This is a genomic window from Candidatus Brachybacter algidus (genome assembly GCF_016707225.1).
Taxonomy (GTDB): Bacteria; Bacteroidota; Bacteroidia; order Chitinophagales; family Saprospiraceae; genus Parvibacillus; species Parvibacillus algidus.
On record NZ_JADJID010000003.1, the window covers coordinates 77,618 to 93,243 of the forward strand.

Sequence of the window (15,626 nt, forward strand, 5' to 3'; positions counted from 1 at the left end):
TATCCATGAAGCCAGACATCATTTTTGAAGATGATCAGATCGTCATAGTCAACAAACCATCAGGATTACTAACTATTCCGGACAGACATAGCCCGGAAAAGCCAAATCTGGCTACCCAACTTCAAAAAATATTTGGTAAGATCTTTACTGTTCATAGATTGGACAGAGAGACTTCCGGCATCATTTGTTTTGCAAAAACTGCTGAAGCACATCTTGCTCTCAGTCAGGCTTTTCAAAACAGAACGGTAAAAAAGAAGTATCTGACAGTAGTCACCGGCAATCTCATGGAAGAAGAAGGCCGAATAGAAACAGGACTCTCCCCAGATCCTGTCAATCCCGGCAAGATGAAAGTTACGAAAGGTGGCAAAAAATCTTTGACATTATACAAGGTTTTAGAGCGCTTCAAAGCCTGCAATTACGTGGAAGCAGAGATCATGACCGGCCGTATGCACCAAATCAGAGTACATTTCAAATCAATTGGCCATCCATGTTATGTAGATAAGCTATACGGCAAAAATGAATCCATCTCCATCAAAGACATCAAGCAACGCAATTTGAACATGTCGAAAGTCCCTGATACAGTCGAAATCCCACTTATCAACCGAACGACACTCCACGCCTCTAAACTAGTAATTACACATCCTGTCACAGAAGAAGAAATGACTTTTGAAGCACCGCTACCGAAGGATATGAAGGCGCTGATCAATCAATTGAGGAAATGGGCTTGAAAAAATTATAAATTATAAATTATAAATGAATTGAGTGTTAAGTAATATTTGGCCTTAGTTCACAGAATAAAGGATTATTCATTGATTGAATAATACGCTTTGCAACGAAATTATATTTGTTAATCAGGAATTAATCATTTATAATTTATCATTTGTCATTATAAAGGTATATTCCCGTGCTTCCTCCTCGGCTTGGGTCCTGTCTTATTCTCCAACATCTTAAATCCGGCGATTAGTTTTTTACGGGTTAAAGCTGGCTCAATCACCTCATCTATAAAACCACGAGCTGCAGCCTTATAAGGATTACTGAAATTATTGGCATATTCGTTTTCTTTTTCTTTAGCCTTGACAGAAGGATCAGATGCTTCCGAAATCTCCCGCTTGAAGATGATCTCGCTCGCACCCTTGGCACCCATGACAGCAATCTCTGCACTTGGCCAGGCATAATTCATGTCGGCACCAATGTGCTTACTATTCATCACGTCATATGCTCCACCGTAAGCCTTTCTGGTGATAACAGTAATCCTCGGAACGACTGCATCACTGAATGCATACAATAACTTGGCACCATTCGTGATGATGGCGTTCCATTCCTGATCAGTTCCAGGGAGAAAGCCCGGCACATCGACAAGTACTAGAAGCGGAATATTGAAACAATCGCAAAATCTTACAAAACGGGCAGCTTTCTTCGAACTGTTGACATCCAGTACACCAGCCAAAGAGATCGGCTGATTTGCTACAATACCAATGGATTTTCCGGCAAGACGCGCGAATCCAACAACGATGTTCTCTGCATATTCTTTGTGGATCTCATAGAAGCTATCCTCATCCGTAAGCTCTGATATGATATCTTTCATATCATAAGGCTTATTGGAATCTGAAGGGATCATTTCATTCATCTTTGGCCTAAGTTCGTCAGATGCCTTATACGGCTTATCGAATGGCATATCCACACTATTCTGTGGCATGTATGAAAGCAATTTCTTCAATTGATTGATGCAGTCAAGGTCATCAGCTGCTGTAAGATGAGTTACTCCAGACTTAGAAGCATGGCTATGCGCTCCACCAAGTTCTTCAGAAGTGACATCTTCGTTCGTTACCGTTTTAACCACATTGGGTCCTGTTACGAACATATAAGATGTATGTTCGACCATTATTATAAAGTCTGTAATGGCAGGACTATAAACAGCTCCACCTGCACAAGGGCCCATGATAGCACTCAACTGAGGCACTACCCCACTTGCCAGTGTATTTCTGTAGAAAATATCCGCATAACCTCCGAGAGAATTCACTCCTTCCTGGATCCTTGCTCCTCCTGAATCATTCAAACCTATGATGGGTGCACCATTTCTCACTGCATGATCCATAATTTTACAGATCTTCTCTGCATGAGTCTCAGAAAGTGAACCACCAAAGACCGTAAAATCCTGTGAATAAACATAAACCAGACGGCCTTCGATCCTGCCATAACCGGTAATGACACCATCACCGGGATAAATCTCTTGTTGCAGACCGAATTCTGTAGAACGATGTTCAACTAGTTGACCGATTTCCTCAAAAGTACCTGCATCCATGAGGAGTTGAATCCTTTCCCGGGCAGTAAGTTTTCCTTTTTTATGTTGGCTGTCGATGCGGTGTTGACCTCCTCCGAGTTTGGCTTTTTGCTGCTTTGCTTTAAGTAAATCTAATTTATCCTTCATGTATATTGTCCTCAAATGTTCAAAATTCATTGGAATAAGCAAAAATGCATATCCTGAAATATAGCGCTAAAGGTATTAAATAAGGCAAACTTTAGAGAATTGAAAAATTGAAAATTGAAAAAAATTCAATTTTCATAAAGTAAATAAGTTAGGATATTTGGATAAAAACTGAAAGAATTGTAAAGAATTAATCAAAATAAATTATCTTCTTCTTTCATTTTATTTTTGTTCATCTTAAAATTGCTTGCTAGTTTAGGATAGCTTTCTTTGAACTCCTAATGCGCCCATTTTAAATTGCTACAATATCAATAGAACTTCATGACATAAACGATTGAAGCTGACCTTACCTCAAATCATAATTTTCAATTAGGGAACGGGCTCAACCATCGAGGGAATGGATATCTCATGGATCTAAAATGAATTATCTTTGTAAAAATTCCGAATTATCAAAAAAGGTAAAATTGCTATACTGACCATTACATTGCTTTTATGCTATTCTGGTGGCTCCTTTGCCCAAATAGAGCAAAATATAAACAAGCATCTCTCTACTAAAAATGGACTAGTAAATGATGTGGTGTCTTCTTTATATCAAGACCACGATGGGTATATATGGATAGGCACTCAAGCTGGTCTGCAGAGGTATGATGGTACAAGATTTAAGACTTACCTGGCGGATGTAAGGGATACTAATGCACTGCAAACTGATTGGATCAGTGCGATCTTTGAAGATAGTAAGCATAGACTCTGGATAGGTACTGACCATGGAGCACCTTATATTTTAGATAGAGCTTCCGGTAAGTTTTATAATTTCAATTTGAGTGTACCAGCCAAGTATAAGGTCAATGGAACATGGCGGATTTTGGAAGACCATAAAGGAAATATCTGGATTGCCGGACATGAAGGCTATTATAAACTCGATGAAAAAAATAGGAGATTTGTCAAGAGGAATAAAAATATGGGGCTCAAAGATGATCTGGTCACCGGGAGTATGGCTATAGATCGTGAAGACAAACTCTGGCTTTGTACGGTAAATGGATTGGTTTGCTACGACCCAAAGAATAGAAAACTATATAGCAAAAATTATAACCCTCAGCAAAATCCATTATTCGAGATAAATGCAAGTATTGAAAGCGTTTTAATTGATCATGATAATATTTGGATTACCACGAATTTAAGGTATTTATATCGATATGATTTAAGGTCTAATAAATTAAATAATTATCATTTTAAAAAGAAGATTGGAAATATTTTCGAATCTATGACCGACAACGAACAACCTCAATTGTTGTCGTCAAAGGCTAATGGTGACATAATAATTGGACTTCCCGGCAGAGGTTTAGCTACCTATCATGCTGATAGAGACGTGTTCACAATTGAGGAAATAGACAATACGACGGAATATGCTCTACATGTCCATAGTATTTACAGTTCATTCTGCATGTTAGAGACAAGTGATCATAGTGTGATGATAGGAAGTGATGGAGGTATAAATATAAGTAATAAGGAGAAGCAAATTTTCTATCCACATCAAATACAAATTGGTACAGGAAATCAAGTAAAATCAGGCAGAGTGAGTGATTTTCTTGAGTTACCAGATGGTAATATCCTGATCTCTTACTATGAACAATCCGGAGGAGTAATCAAAACGAATCATTTATTCAATTACCAAAATCATTATTTAGCAGAAAATGCAATTAAAAAGGGAACAGATCAAATATGGAGCCTATTCCAGCGAGATGATTCTACTGTCTGGGCACCTAATCAGGAGAAATCTATATTGAATCTAAATCTCAAAAATAATAGGATAAGAGAAGATAAAAATTTGAGTCAAAATAGTATTGTAACTACTATTCAAAAAGGTACACAAGGTGAAATATGGATGGGACTTTGGTCGAAAGGCTTGGGTCTTGTAAACATTGACAATAAAACTGTAAAGCAATTTAATTCATTCCTGAATCCTGAAATGAGCAGATATCGAAGAGTGCAGAGTATACTTGTTGACTTTGGCAAAATATGGGTAGGAACATTTCAGAATGGTCTTCAAATTTTTGATATTCAAAAAGAAAAATTTACTTCAGCCTATAAAGTGAACGAAAGAGATACCCGCTCGATCAGCAGCAATACGATCCTGGATATTATCAGATACAATCAAGATACTTTAATTCTGGCTACTGAAATGGGTGTCAATATATTTGATACTAAAAAGAATATTTTTACGGCCATCACCACTAAAGATGGATTGCCAAATAATTTGGTACTAGGACTGATGAAGGATGAAAATGGCGATATTTGGGCATTGTGTAGCGGAGCTATTTGCAGAATCAATATACATCATTTTGGCATAACAAGTTATGACATAAATGATGGTATTATTGACAACGTATTCAGTGGGCGAATATATCAATTAAAAAGTGGAATCGGACTTATCGCCACATCAAATGGTTTTATTTCATTTGATCCATCCGAAATAGCAGCTTCTTTACCCCCATCTAAACCAAGGATTACCGGCTTCAAAGTTTTCGAAAAAGAGAGAATGGTAGATAGCTTAATATCTAAAGGCAAGCCAATCTATCTGTCATATTCAGAAAACTCGATAAAGATTGAATTTGCATCGCTGGACCTGTGGGAGGCAAGTCGTGTAAAATATTACTACATGCTGGAAGGTGTAGATGAAGATTGGGTTAAAGCCGGTAAAAATCAGTCGGCTATTTATAACCAATTGAACAATGGGAAATATTTGTTTAAAGTTAAAAGCGCCAACAGAGATAATATATTTAGCGAAGAAATTACAGAATTACAAATAGTCATTTTACCACCTTTTTGGAAGACGTGGTGGTTTATTTTTTTAATTTTGATCTTAGTGATAGTTATTGCCTATAGCTTATTAAAAGCACGAGAAAGGAATTTAAGAGCTATAGATAAAGAAAAAATTAAGGTAGAACAGTTGAATGCTATTCAATATAAAAGTGAACTGGAACTCGAACAGATCGTCAACTATTTCACAACTTCTTTAGTAGATAAAAATACAGTGGATGAAGTATTGTGGGATGTAGCCAATAACCTGATCAGCCGCCTGGACTTCACTGATTGCATGCTATACCTTTGGAATGAGGATAAAACAAAAATGGTGCAAAGGGCTAGTTATGGTTCCAAGGATTCTGCAGAACGAATAGAGGAAAATAGATTCGATGTGATTTCCGGACAGGGTTTAGTGGGATATGTGATCCAAACGAAGCAGCCAATAGTAGTCTCTGACACCTCTCTCGATGCTAGATATAGAGAGGATGATCAGCGTAGATTCAGTGAAATAACAGTACCTATACTCTACAATGGCGAACTAATGGGCGTAATAGACAGTGAACATGCAGAGAAAAACTTTTTTTCTTCCCAACATATGCAGATATTAAATACTATCGCAACGCTGATAGCTAATAAAATCAATTCGATTTGGGCAGAGAATACTTTGCAGCACAATAAGATAGAAATCCATCGGATGAATGAACAACTCTCCAATGCAAGATTAGAGGCATTGAGGAGTCAGATGAATCCACATTTTATATTCAACAGTTTGAATGCTATCCAAGAATGTATATTGACAAATAATGTAGATGCAGCATATGAGTATCTTTCAAAGTTTTCAAAATTACAGCGAATGGTGCTAAACAACTCCAGCAAAGAATTCATCACGCTGGGTAGTGAGCTGGAGATGTTGCAGCTATATCTTTCTTTGGAATCATTGCGCTTCAGTCAATCATTTACCTATAACATTGAGGTTGACAATATAGATACGAATGAAGTGTATGTAGCTTCTATGCTCATACAACCTTATGTTGAAAATGCTATTTGGCATGGATTGCGGAATAAGGAGGGCGAAAAAATGATCTCCATACGCTGCAAGGAGGAAGATGGAAAGCTGAAGATCATTATCGACGACAATGGAATCGGTCGGCAAAAAGCCGCCATGATAAAAGCGCAAAAAATTGGATATCAACAGCATGAATCAAAAGGAACAGTGTTAACAGAAGAACGAATGAAACTACTTTCTATCAAATATCAGGCTGAAGTACATGTGGAGATAATAGATAAAATGAATGAAAACAATGAGCCTTCAGGTACAACTATAACAATCATTTTACCTAATGATTTAGAACCAAATAATATGTAATACTTAATCAAAGTCCTTCATAGCCCATTAAAAATGGAATAAAAGAATTTCAGCTCTGTATTTTATTTTTTTTTAATTGTTTTATTTACTGGACTCACTGACAATCAATGACATATAAATATTATTGGCTTTGTTGATAAATTGAATAACACTTTGAATGATCCAATCAATTCTAAACATCTAATTTCTTCAGCCACGACCGCGTAAGCTGCATCGAAGATAATTGCACGGATTTGAACGAATAAATTCGTATTAGATGCAAGGCATCATTCGTGGAATTAGTGGCTAATACTATTTATTTTTGTTAGTAAACCCAATAGGCAGTCTAAAATTTAAAGCTGAATAACTCATGTCTAAACCTTCATTTGCAGCAGGTGGAAATAGGTTAAATAATATTCTGATTACAACCCAAAAATTATGCCCTAAGGGATCAAGTCCTATCTCATCTGATTGGCATAATCCATATACTTCTGTGCAGCTTCAGGGTTTCCACTATTTTTCATGATCTGAGCGCCAAGTAAATACGCTTGTTTGAATTGAGGCGCCTGCTCAATCACCGTCTGCAAATCATCCAAAGCTGCAGAATAATTCTTCTGACTGTCCTGGATCATTGCACTGTAAAAGAAAGCCATTACATTGCGACGGTTCATTTTCTTACACCTTTCGATATAATCATATGCCTCAGCCACTTTACCCTGCCTCATTAGGATCAAACCTTTTGGCAATAACATATCCTCGTTGTCAGGAGCCAATTGAAGGCCTTTCTCTACCCAATAAGAAGCCTGATTCAAGGAATCCTGATTAATATAGGCATTGATCAATTCGACAATTGCCACGTTGTTTTTCGGGTCTTTCGCTGCTGCAGGTAAAAGGAAGGATTTAGCAAGATTGAAATCATTCACTTTTACTGCTTTTAAACCAGCATAAGTAAGTGTATCCGTATATTTAGATAGGGCGCCAACATGCACGCCATCAACATCAACTGTTTTAACTACTTCCGCCAATGGCCAAGAACCATTTTTCAGCAGATCGCTGTCGATAAAACGAGGAATAGAAAGATAATAATCTGCTTTTTGTTTATATCTGTCTTTGTAAGATGCATATAAGACTCTTACTTTAGGAGCCATTGTAGCAAAATAATGCTTGACAGGATCTATGCTATTGGTGCAAACAATGACCTCCTCCCCTCTTTTAATCCTTTCATCATTTTCAATGACCCATTTAGACAAATACTTCATACTATTCATCCAATAGTCAGTTTCATATTCACCATAAGCCGCCTTAATACCACCGGACAACTCATTGAAATAAATGTATTCATTCGGATGATTGGCCACCATGAATCTTATAGGCAATAACATAAGTACAGCCAATATTCCAGGAACTATCCACTTGAATTTTGTTTCAAAATATCTGAAGATCAATGCTCCCCAACCAAGAACAGCCAATACATTGATCATCGGCATGATGAACAAAAAGTGGCGGATACCGTCATACAATGAGCTATGTTTAGCCACTGCATAAACTACAGGAAAGACTCCAACGAAAACGATAAATAACACAGGGAGCCAATCCGTATTCTTAAGGATTGATTTCAATTTTATAAAAAACAAGACAAATCCTGCCAAAATGAATACAGGAATCGCCATAGAAAGCCATTTTGGAATATAGTACCATGGAATTTCATCTGACCATAATGCCTTCCCTTCGAATAACATCCTAATTGCCACGTCAAAATTTGACATCACTTTCAGTGCCTCCAATGTATTGGTAATTGGCGCAGCATGTGAATAAGGGAAAAATATCAATCCTAAGAAATATGCCACAACGCCCAACCCAGCAGCTTTAGCAAGCAATACTGTTGAATTAACTGATGCTGCTTTAAATTCTTTTCTTTTTAGATATAAATTAACTAAAGTATACAATCCAAAGTAAACCAACAATAGTATTCCACCCACCCTTATATTCAGTGCTATTGCAATGGATCCACCGAGAAATATGGCTGATTTCCAATCCCACTTAGGTAGAAAGCTATTGAAACGGATGATGCCCAATATGGACATTAAATATGCCATCGCAAAAGGAATATCCTTGGGATTATTCATGGAATCTCCAAAAAGCCGTGGTGAAAACACTGTGAAGAGCAAGGTCAATGAGGCCAGAAGCCAGCTTTTACTCAATTGCCTTGCAAGTAAACCGCTGAATATAATCAAAAATGCACCGAATAATGCGTTCAAAAAGTGGCGCACATCATATGGATCAGCACTTGGCATATTTTCATAAATCATGGCTGCACTCGCATCGAAAAGACCACCGTATAAATAAAGGTTTTTGTAAGTACGATAGGTCGTGTCTACGCCACCTGTGGCTAGGTATTTCAATACGTTTTCACCATTCTGTTTGTGTACTAATTCATCACCCGTGATACCATAATCGAAGCTTAGAAGTGGCATAATGATCAATAGCAAAACAGAAATTCCAAAAAACACCTTTTTAAACAAAGGTTCTTTGACGGACCAATTACTCAAAGAAATTGGAGATTTTTCTACAAGGATATTTGTTGGTATTTCTCCCGGTTCTACAACGATCTTTGGATCTTTCTGTTTAGACATGTATCTTCTATTTTGAAATTTGTTTTATTAATTAGGTTTCTGCCAAACTCCTATCAGAGATTTGCCAAAGGCACGGAAAATAATTGGATCTACCATTTTAGCAATGGGCACCAACATATTATCCCAAAGTGCAATATTGCCCTTGGAGGGAGTTGATTTATTTATAAAAAACTTATTGGCACAAGACGCAAAAAAGCCCATGGAATCGTAATATTTCAGAAATTGCTGATCAAGACCACTGTTTTGTGCGACAGACCTTAACATCGGTTTATCATATCTTCTAAAATGTCCTATTGCTTTATCAAATGGATTGTATAGAAAATTAAAGGCAGGAACTAAGATCACAAGATGACCACCGGACTTTAATCTGGCTGCAGCTTTCTCAAATTCCGCCTTATCGTGTTCGATATGCTCGATGACATCGATGTATAAGATGGAATCAAATTTCCTATCAGGGCTAACATCATCCAAAACGCCATGTAAGATTTCAACCTTTGATGCATGCGGTAACCCATTTATTTCTGCAGGAATGAGGGCTGTCAATTCAGCATCCGGCTCTATTGCCAACCAACTATTAACGGTATCATTGAGCAAAGCCGTAGTGGTTCCTCCAAGTCCTGCGCCAACTTCACATACATCGCCATAGATATATTTTTCTATAGCAGATCTATAATAAGCTTTCCAGTTGACAGCATCTTTGAACAGTTCAAGTTCATTTCCTATATAGTCGATATTAGACATTGATCTTGTATTTGTTGACAGAGCGAATGTAGTCCATAAAGTTAAGGGCCGGTACAAAATTCTTCTGCACCCTCGCATTGAGGACCATAAATGTTAGCAGCAAAGAAAAGAAAAATGCCTGTAACATAATCATCAATAAACCTATAGCTATCGAAGACGTCCAACCCGGGATGGCATAATCACTGAAAAACTTAACCCAAATAAGACCTAAAAACATAATTCCTGTCAAAACAATCAGAAATACTGAGAATAAAAGTAACCTTACGGAAACTATATCAATATTTACTGTAATACTGCTGATGCCGTGCTGAATCAGCGATATGATACTCATCTTGGATTGTCCCTTATATCTAGTTCCTCTGTCGATAGGAACACTCGTGTATTTTAACTTAGACCTGATAATTCCTCCTGGAAAATGATTCCATATCTCTGAAATATAAACGAGTCTAGATAATTGATCTTTTGGTATTAAGACGAAATTACCAAATGAAATGACATATCCCGAAAGTAGCTTGAAACAAAATTTATAAACAACGTAAAGTGTTTTAAAAAGGCTACTCTCCTGTCTACTGCGTCTTTGAGCAAAAACAATTGTTTCATTTTCGTTATTAAGTCCCGCAATTAGACTTTTGATATCTTCTGGTTTGTCCTCACCATCCGAATCCATCACAATAACGTAATCAGGCTTGAGAATTTCACTTGCATATGAAATACCTGAAGCAATGGCTTTTTGATGACCTAAGTTGCGTTGAAGTTCAAGAATAATAATATCCATATTTAAATCAGGGTCTGACATTAATACACCCCCATCATATGCTCCAGTGTTTATAAATGACTTTGGAATATCTAGGGTACTTCCATCATTGACGGCAAGCAAAGTAAAACTTCTGCCCATCAATGCAAATTCACGCTGAAGTTCTCCATGCAGGATGAGAAGGCAATCCCAGTCATTGAATACTGGGGTGACAATACATATATGGTCGTTCTGCTTCATTAATCTTTTAAAAAAAGCACAAAATAAGAAAATCGCAAACTACAATGAAAAAACAAATGAAGGTTGCTTACATTTGCGTAAAATAAATAATACAAGATGGGCAAACCAATGGTATATCCGCTAGCGCTACGAATAGTCAAAATGGTAGAATCTGCTACACTTCAAATGACTGCAAAAGCCCGTAAGTTAAAGCAGGAAGGCAATGATGTGATCAACTTAAGCATCGGAGAACCTGATTTTGATACTCCACAATTTATCAAAGAAGCTGCAAAAGAGGCTTTGGACCAAGGTTTTACAAAATATACACCTGTATCTGGCTTACTTGAATTAAAACTAGCTATTCAGCGCAAGTTCAAGAGAGATAACAATATCGATTATTCCCTTGACGAGATCGTTGTCTCAAACGGCGCTAAGCAATCAATCGCCAACGTTGCAATGAGCCTGATAGATGACGGAGATGAAGTCATTATCTTTGCACCTTATTGGGTTTCCTATCTTGAGATCGTACAATTGGCGGGAGGTGTTCCTGTCATTGTATCAGCGGGCATTGAAAACGATTTCAAAGTTCTGCCTTCCCAATTGGAAGCTGCCCTCACTGAGAAGACTCGCTTAGTCATCTATTCTTCACCATGCAATCCGACAGGTAGCGTATATTCTATGGCTGAATTGGAAGCATTCGCTGAAATTTTGGGCAAAAGAGATGAAATTTATATCGTTTCAGATGAGATATACGAATATATCAATTACACAGGAGGACATGCGAGTATCGCATCTATTCCTTCAGTGAGAGATCAGACCATCACAGTAAATGGCTTCTCTAAAGGATTTGCAATGACAGGTTGGAGATTGGGTTACATTGGTGCTCCTAAAGAAGTGGCTAAGGCTACGGACAAGATGCAAGGTCAATTCACTTCGGGTGCTGCATCTTTCAGTCAGAAAGCTGCTGCCCTAGCACTCGATACAGAATTGAGTGAAACGCACAAGATGAAAGAGGTCTTCCAGCAAAGAAGAGATCTTATCCTTGGGCTTTTAAAAGAAATTCCCGGAGTGAAATGTAATACTCCTGATGGCGCATTTTATGTCTTTCCTGATGTCAGTTCATACTATGGTAAGAAAACCGAGGATGGTACGACTATCGAGAATGGAGATCAACTCTGCGAATATATTCTTGAAAAAGCATATGTGGCGCTTGTAGCCGGCTCAGCATTTGGTGCCGATGAATGCATAAGGATCTCATATGCTGCTTCTGATAAGGACATCATCGAAAGTTGTCGAAGATTAAAGGAAGTCTTAGAAAAACTGAAATAAAAAAATGGCCTGGAAAAATACATTTCCAGGCCATTTTTCTTATAAATAAAGAAATTATGCCTTATCCTTATTTCCACCTCCAAACCAACTTCTTAGTTTAGCTCCAAAGGAGGTAGATACTTCTTCTATTTTTTCTCTTGCATCATCTGCGAATTCAGAAATATCTTCTTTTAGATCAGCGGCTTTTTCAGAAGCTGCTGCGCTCCATTCAGAGATCTTTTCCTTGGCATCTTCTTTAAATTCAGCGATTTCTTCTTTAGCTTCAGCCATAATAGCATCTGCTTTAACTTTAGCCTGTCCTGCATACTCAGAAATATTTTCCTTTGCATCGGCATAGGCTTCAGAGGCATCTTCAGAAAGATCAGCCAATTTTTCTTTTACATCAGCAGCAACACCTGATAGGTTCTCTTTCAACTTGACAACTTGTTCACCTGCTTCTTCTTTCCATTCAGAAAGTTTTTCTTTGCCTGTTTCCATAAGACTTTCAGCCTCTGCTTTCACTTCTTCTTTAACCTCAGTTGCCTCAGACTTAATATCTTCTTTTACTTCTGTTGCAGTCTCCTTAACGTCTTCTGAGATCGCTTTAACATCCTCCTTTACAACTTCAGCATCAGCTTTCAATTGATTTTTGTCTTCGTTCAATTCGTCCATTTTATTTTTGTCCTCTTCCATTTTAACTTGTATTGGTTTATTTTTATAAAAGTATAATGTTTATAACTCAAAACTTAATTAATTCGTTCCTGAATTGTCTAAAGTTCAAATATTTTCTACTTATTAAAATCAATTAACAACCAACCAGCATCAGGTAGCAGATTGGGCCGGTAGCACAAACATATATCCAAACAGGCATAACATACCTTGCCATTTTCTTGTGTCTGGAAAATTGTTCCGTATAAGCGCGATTGAATGTAAAAAGTATGAATGGAAGAATTACACCTGCGAGAATGATGTGAGTAATCAACAATGTGAAGTAGACATACCTTATATTGCCTTCGTGACAGTATTTGACTTCAGGAGTAGTAATATGGTATAAAACGTATGACAAAAGAAAAATGAATGATAAAACCATTGCAACGTAAATACTCTTCTTGTGCAATTCGATATTTCTGTTTTTAATTTGATATAACGCAAAGAGCAGCACGAAAAAAGTTAAAGCATTAACAGTCGCATGAAAAGGTGCCAAAAAACTAAAGTCAATAGAAGTTTCTATTTTGAATCTTCGCATTCCTCCTACTATCAAAAGAACAACAATACTTAATGCCCAAGCAATTTTGTTTAATTGTTTTTCTTTTTTTGTTGCCTCATCTTGGTTCATAAAATTTTCAATTTTTTAATAGCCATCCTGCCTCACAAGTTGAGGTTTTTCTCTTTTATAATCAGGTATCAACACCGCACTGTGTTGAAGTAATTTAACAACTTCCTTTTCATTTGTGAGATCATAGCCCTTTCTTATAAATCCTTTGTTGTCCATAACCAAAGAATTTACTGTTTTCAAATCTGCTTTGAGTGAATCATTTGCTGAAAATAAATTAAAAAGTCTTTCAAAAGTCCGCTCAGGTGCAAATGAAACAAAGTGCCTTTTGGTAAGAATTGGATTAAGTAGTAGTTGTGTGCTCAAATCTTTCTCACTACAATATACAATACCAACAGCCTTGCTACCATCATTTTGATCATAGATAGTACGTGCAAGGTTTTTATTTTTTTCGATGTCCGAAATTTTGTCGGCATTGATAAATACCCAAACTCGACCTCGTAGTGAATCCCTATTAATTAAATAATCATTTATGTATAATGAATCTAGGCCGGCAATACTAATTCTTTGGTTCAATTCTTTTAGTGCATTCAACCTAAAATCGACTCCTTGCCGTATATAAAGCCAAGAGATAAAAGGAAGTAGTAAAAAACAAATCATTAAGACCCATACGCCCGGTCTCATTTTGTAAAAACTGCTAAATTTATTCAATCTCTTATTTTAACTAGTGCTTTTCAGCTTCGTTTGATTTAGATTCATCAGAAGCACCCTCCATTTGTGAATTTTCACCAACTGGCGCTACTTCCTGATGATCTCCATGCGATTCCATTGGAACCTCTACTTTGACGTAGCCATTTGCATTCAAGAGTTCAATCTGTGCACGACTATCTTTCCAATAGCTACCTTCGTCCAAAAATGCAATAGTAGCCCAAATTAATAATACAGTAGGAAGAATAACTGACATTGCCAAGGATTTCACCTCGTATCTCATGTGCATAAATTCGTAAACTATAAAATATGCTTTATACATACTGAATCCAATCATAGCTGGGTACATAATAAGCTTATGTAAATGGAACCCGGGAATCACATGCCCATTACCAATTAATGCTATAAAAACCTCTATTAAGGTAATAATACCTAATAGAATCATTCCTTTAAAAACAATCTTTTTTCCTTCTTCCGGAGACATATCACTCATATTGATTTCGCTTATTTTTTTTTACAATAGATAAAATACTAAAAATACAAATACCCAAACAAGATCCACAAAGTGCCAGTACAAACCGATCTTTTCAACCATTTCATAGCCATTTTTTCTCTTGGCATATAATCCACTCATTGAATTCAGCATGATTACGCTTAAAAAAACAACACCCGAAAAAACGTGAAAGCCGTGGAATCCAGTTATAAAGAAGAATAAACCACCGAAAGCTTTAGGTCCAAATGATTCCTGAGCTACTTGCCCTTTCAATGACCCTGAAGTAATTTTGAATTTTCTTTTATGGAAATCACCATCCTTTTTATGTATAAGATATGTATGGCCTGAAGTGAATTTATCGACTTCACCCATCTCATTTTTTGCTTCAGTACCGTCTTCATTTAGATAAACGCCATCAGTAACATGAGTTCCAAATGGATTTATAGTAATCGTCATGTGTTCTTTAGCTATCAAATTTGTCCACTCCCATGCCTGACATCCAAGGAACATCAAACCACCAACAATGGTTAATGCCATCCATTTTACTACTCCCCTCTTATTTTCTCTATGTCCTTCCTGAACTGCTCTTACCATTGTAACAGAAGAGAGTATCAAAATAAAAGTCATTAGAGTAACAAAAATTAAAGGTGCATGATGGAAACCACCTGGGAATGTAGAGAAAACTACATCAGGTAATGGCCATGATGGCATACTAAATCTTAATGTTCCATATGCAATTAAAAAACCTGCGAATGTAAAAGCATCCGAGACCAGGAAGTACCACATCATAAGTTTGCCGTAGCTTACTTTAAATGGGGACTTGCTGCCGTCCCAGAGATTCTGGTCAGTTTCATGTCCTTCATGGTGGTCCACTTCGTGATGTGAATGTGTTTCTGTAGCCATTTATGCTAAAATTTAATGGTGT

The 15,626-nt window shown here is 37.0% G+C and carries 12 protein-coding genes; 3 read left to right on the plus strand and 9 right to left on the minus strand.

Going from position 1 to position 15,626, the window contains the following annotated elements; genetic code table 11:
* The first annotated feature begins 5 nt into the window (after positions 1 to 5).
* Positions 6 to 728 carry an RluA family pseudouridine synthase gene (locus IPI15_RS10225; RefSeq protein WP_287401491.1) on the plus strand — a complete coding sequence of 241 codons (723 nt, stop codon included), beginning with the start codon at positions 6 to 8 and terminating at the stop codon, positions 726 to 728.
* 158 nt (positions 729 to 886) lie between these two features.
* Here the strand turns inward: IPI15_RS10225 and IPI15_RS10230 are convergent, their stop codons facing one another.
* Positions 887 to 2,428, minus strand: coding sequence for an acyl-CoA carboxylase subunit beta (locus tag IPI15_RS10230; protein ID WP_287401492.1), 1,542 nt, complete (start codon positions 2,426 to 2,428; stop codon positions 887 to 889).
* A gap of 481 nt (positions 2,429 to 2,909) precedes the next feature.
* On the opposite strand from IPI15_RS10230, the gene IPI15_RS10235 reads away from it, so the two are divergent.
* On the plus strand, positions 2,910 to 6,593 hold the full coding sequence (locus IPI15_RS10235; RefSeq protein ID WP_287420155.1) for a sensor histidine kinase: 3,684 nt from the start codon (positions 2,910 to 2,912) through the stop codon (positions 6,591 to 6,593).
* A gap of 437 nt (positions 6,594 to 7,030) precedes the next feature.
* On the opposite strand, the gene IPI15_RS10240 is transcribed toward IPI15_RS10235, so the two are convergent.
* The 3 genes from IPI15_RS10240 to IPI15_RS10250 are packed head-to-tail and all read right to left on the minus strand — an operon-like array spanning position 7,031 to position 10,940.
* Entirely contained in the window at positions 7,031 to 9,205 is a 2,175-nt protein-coding gene (locus IPI15_RS10240) for a phospholipid carrier-dependent glycosyltransferase (protein WP_287420157.1), read from the minus strand.
* Between the two features lie 27 nt (positions 9,206 to 9,232).
* Positions 9,233 to 9,946: a class I SAM-dependent methyltransferase gene (locus IPI15_RS10245; protein ID WP_287401495.1), complete on the minus strand. Its 714-nt coding sequence runs from the start codon at positions 9,944 to 9,946 to the stop codon at positions 9,233 to 9,235.
* Entirely contained in the window at positions 9,939 to 10,940 is a 1,002-nt protein-coding gene (locus tag IPI15_RS10250; RefSeq protein ID WP_287401496.1) for a glycosyltransferase, read from the minus strand. The genes IPI15_RS10245 and IPI15_RS10250 overlap by 8 nt, the downstream gene beginning before the upstream one ends.
* 96 nt (positions 10,941 to 11,036) lie before the next feature.
* Here IPI15_RS10250 and IPI15_RS10255 point away from each other — a divergent pair, with 96 nt between their 5' ends.
* Complete coding sequence (locus IPI15_RS10255) at positions 11,037 to 12,248, plus strand: pyridoxal phosphate-dependent aminotransferase (protein WP_287401497.1); 1,212 nt, start codon at positions 11,037 to 11,039, stop codon at positions 12,246 to 12,248.
* Positions 12,249 to 12,302: 54 nt separating this feature from the next.
* On the opposite strand, the gene IPI15_RS10260 is transcribed toward IPI15_RS10255, so the two are convergent.
* The 5 genes from IPI15_RS10260 to IPI15_RS10280 form a co-directional block, all read right to left on the minus strand.
* Positions 12,303 to 12,932: a DUF883 family protein gene (locus IPI15_RS10260; RefSeq protein WP_502711651.1), complete on the minus strand. Its 630-nt coding sequence runs from the start codon at positions 12,930 to 12,932 to the stop codon at positions 12,303 to 12,305.
* A gap of 100 nt (positions 12,933 to 13,032) precedes the next feature.
* Positions 13,033 to 13,563 carry a DUF420 domain-containing protein gene (locus tag IPI15_RS10265; RefSeq protein ID WP_287401499.1) on the minus strand — a complete coding sequence of 177 codons (531 nt, stop codon included), beginning with the start codon at positions 13,561 to 13,563 and terminating at the stop codon, positions 13,033 to 13,035.
* Between the two features lie 15 nt (positions 13,564 to 13,578).
* Positions 13,579 to 14,211, minus strand: coding sequence for a hypothetical protein (locus IPI15_RS10270; protein ID WP_287420160.1), 633 nt, complete (start codon positions 14,209 to 14,211; stop codon positions 13,579 to 13,581).
* A gap of 13 nt (positions 14,212 to 14,224) precedes the next feature.
* Positions 14,225 to 14,692 (minus strand): cytochrome C oxidase subunit IV family protein, encoded by a 468-nt coding sequence (locus tag IPI15_RS10275; RefSeq protein ID WP_287420162.1) that lies wholly within the window; start codon positions 14,690 to 14,692, stop codon positions 14,225 to 14,227.
* 30 nt (positions 14,693 to 14,722) lie between these two features.
* Positions 14,723 to 15,604, minus strand: a complete 882-nt coding sequence (locus IPI15_RS10280; RefSeq protein ID WP_287420164.1) for a cytochrome c oxidase subunit 3 — start codon at positions 15,602 to 15,604, stop codon at positions 14,723 to 14,725.
* Between the last annotated feature and the right edge of the window lie 22 nt (positions 15,605 to 15,626).

Bases quoted from the DNA above. Each gene is read 5' to 3' on its own strand.
- IPI15_RS10225 (WP_287401491.1), top strand. From the start codon at position 6: ATGAAGCCAGACATCATTTTTGAAGATGATCAGATCGTCATAGTCAAC.
- IPI15_RS10230 (WP_287401492.1), bottom strand. From the start codon at position 2,428: ATGAAGGATAAATTAGATTTACTTAAAGCAAAGCAGCAAAAAGCCAAA.
- IPI15_RS10240 (WP_287420157.1), bottom strand. From the start codon at position 9,205: ATGTCTAAACAGAAAGATCCAAAGATCGTTGTAGAACCGGGAGAAATA.
- IPI15_RS10245 (WP_287401495.1), bottom strand. From the start codon at position 9,946: ATGTCTAATATCGACTATATAGGAAATGAACTTGAACTGTTCAAAGAT.
- IPI15_RS10250 (WP_287401496.1), bottom strand. From the start codon at position 10,940: ATGAAGCAGAACGACCATATATGTATTGTCACCCCAGTATTCAATGAC.
- IPI15_RS10255 (WP_287401497.1), top strand. From the start codon at position 11,037: ATGGGCAAACCAATGGTATATCCGCTAGCGCTACGAATAGTCAAAATG.
- IPI15_RS10265 (WP_287401499.1), bottom strand. From the start codon at position 13,563: ATGAACCAAGATGAGGCAACAAAAAAAGAAAAACAATTAAACAAAATT.
- IPI15_RS10275 (WP_287420162.1), bottom strand. From the start codon at position 14,692: ATGTCTCCGGAAGAAGGAAAAAAGATTGTTTTTAAAGGAATGATTCTA.
- IPI15_RS10280 (WP_287420164.1), bottom strand. From the start codon at position 15,604: ATGGCTACAGAAACACATTCACATCACGAAGTGGACCACCATGAAGGA.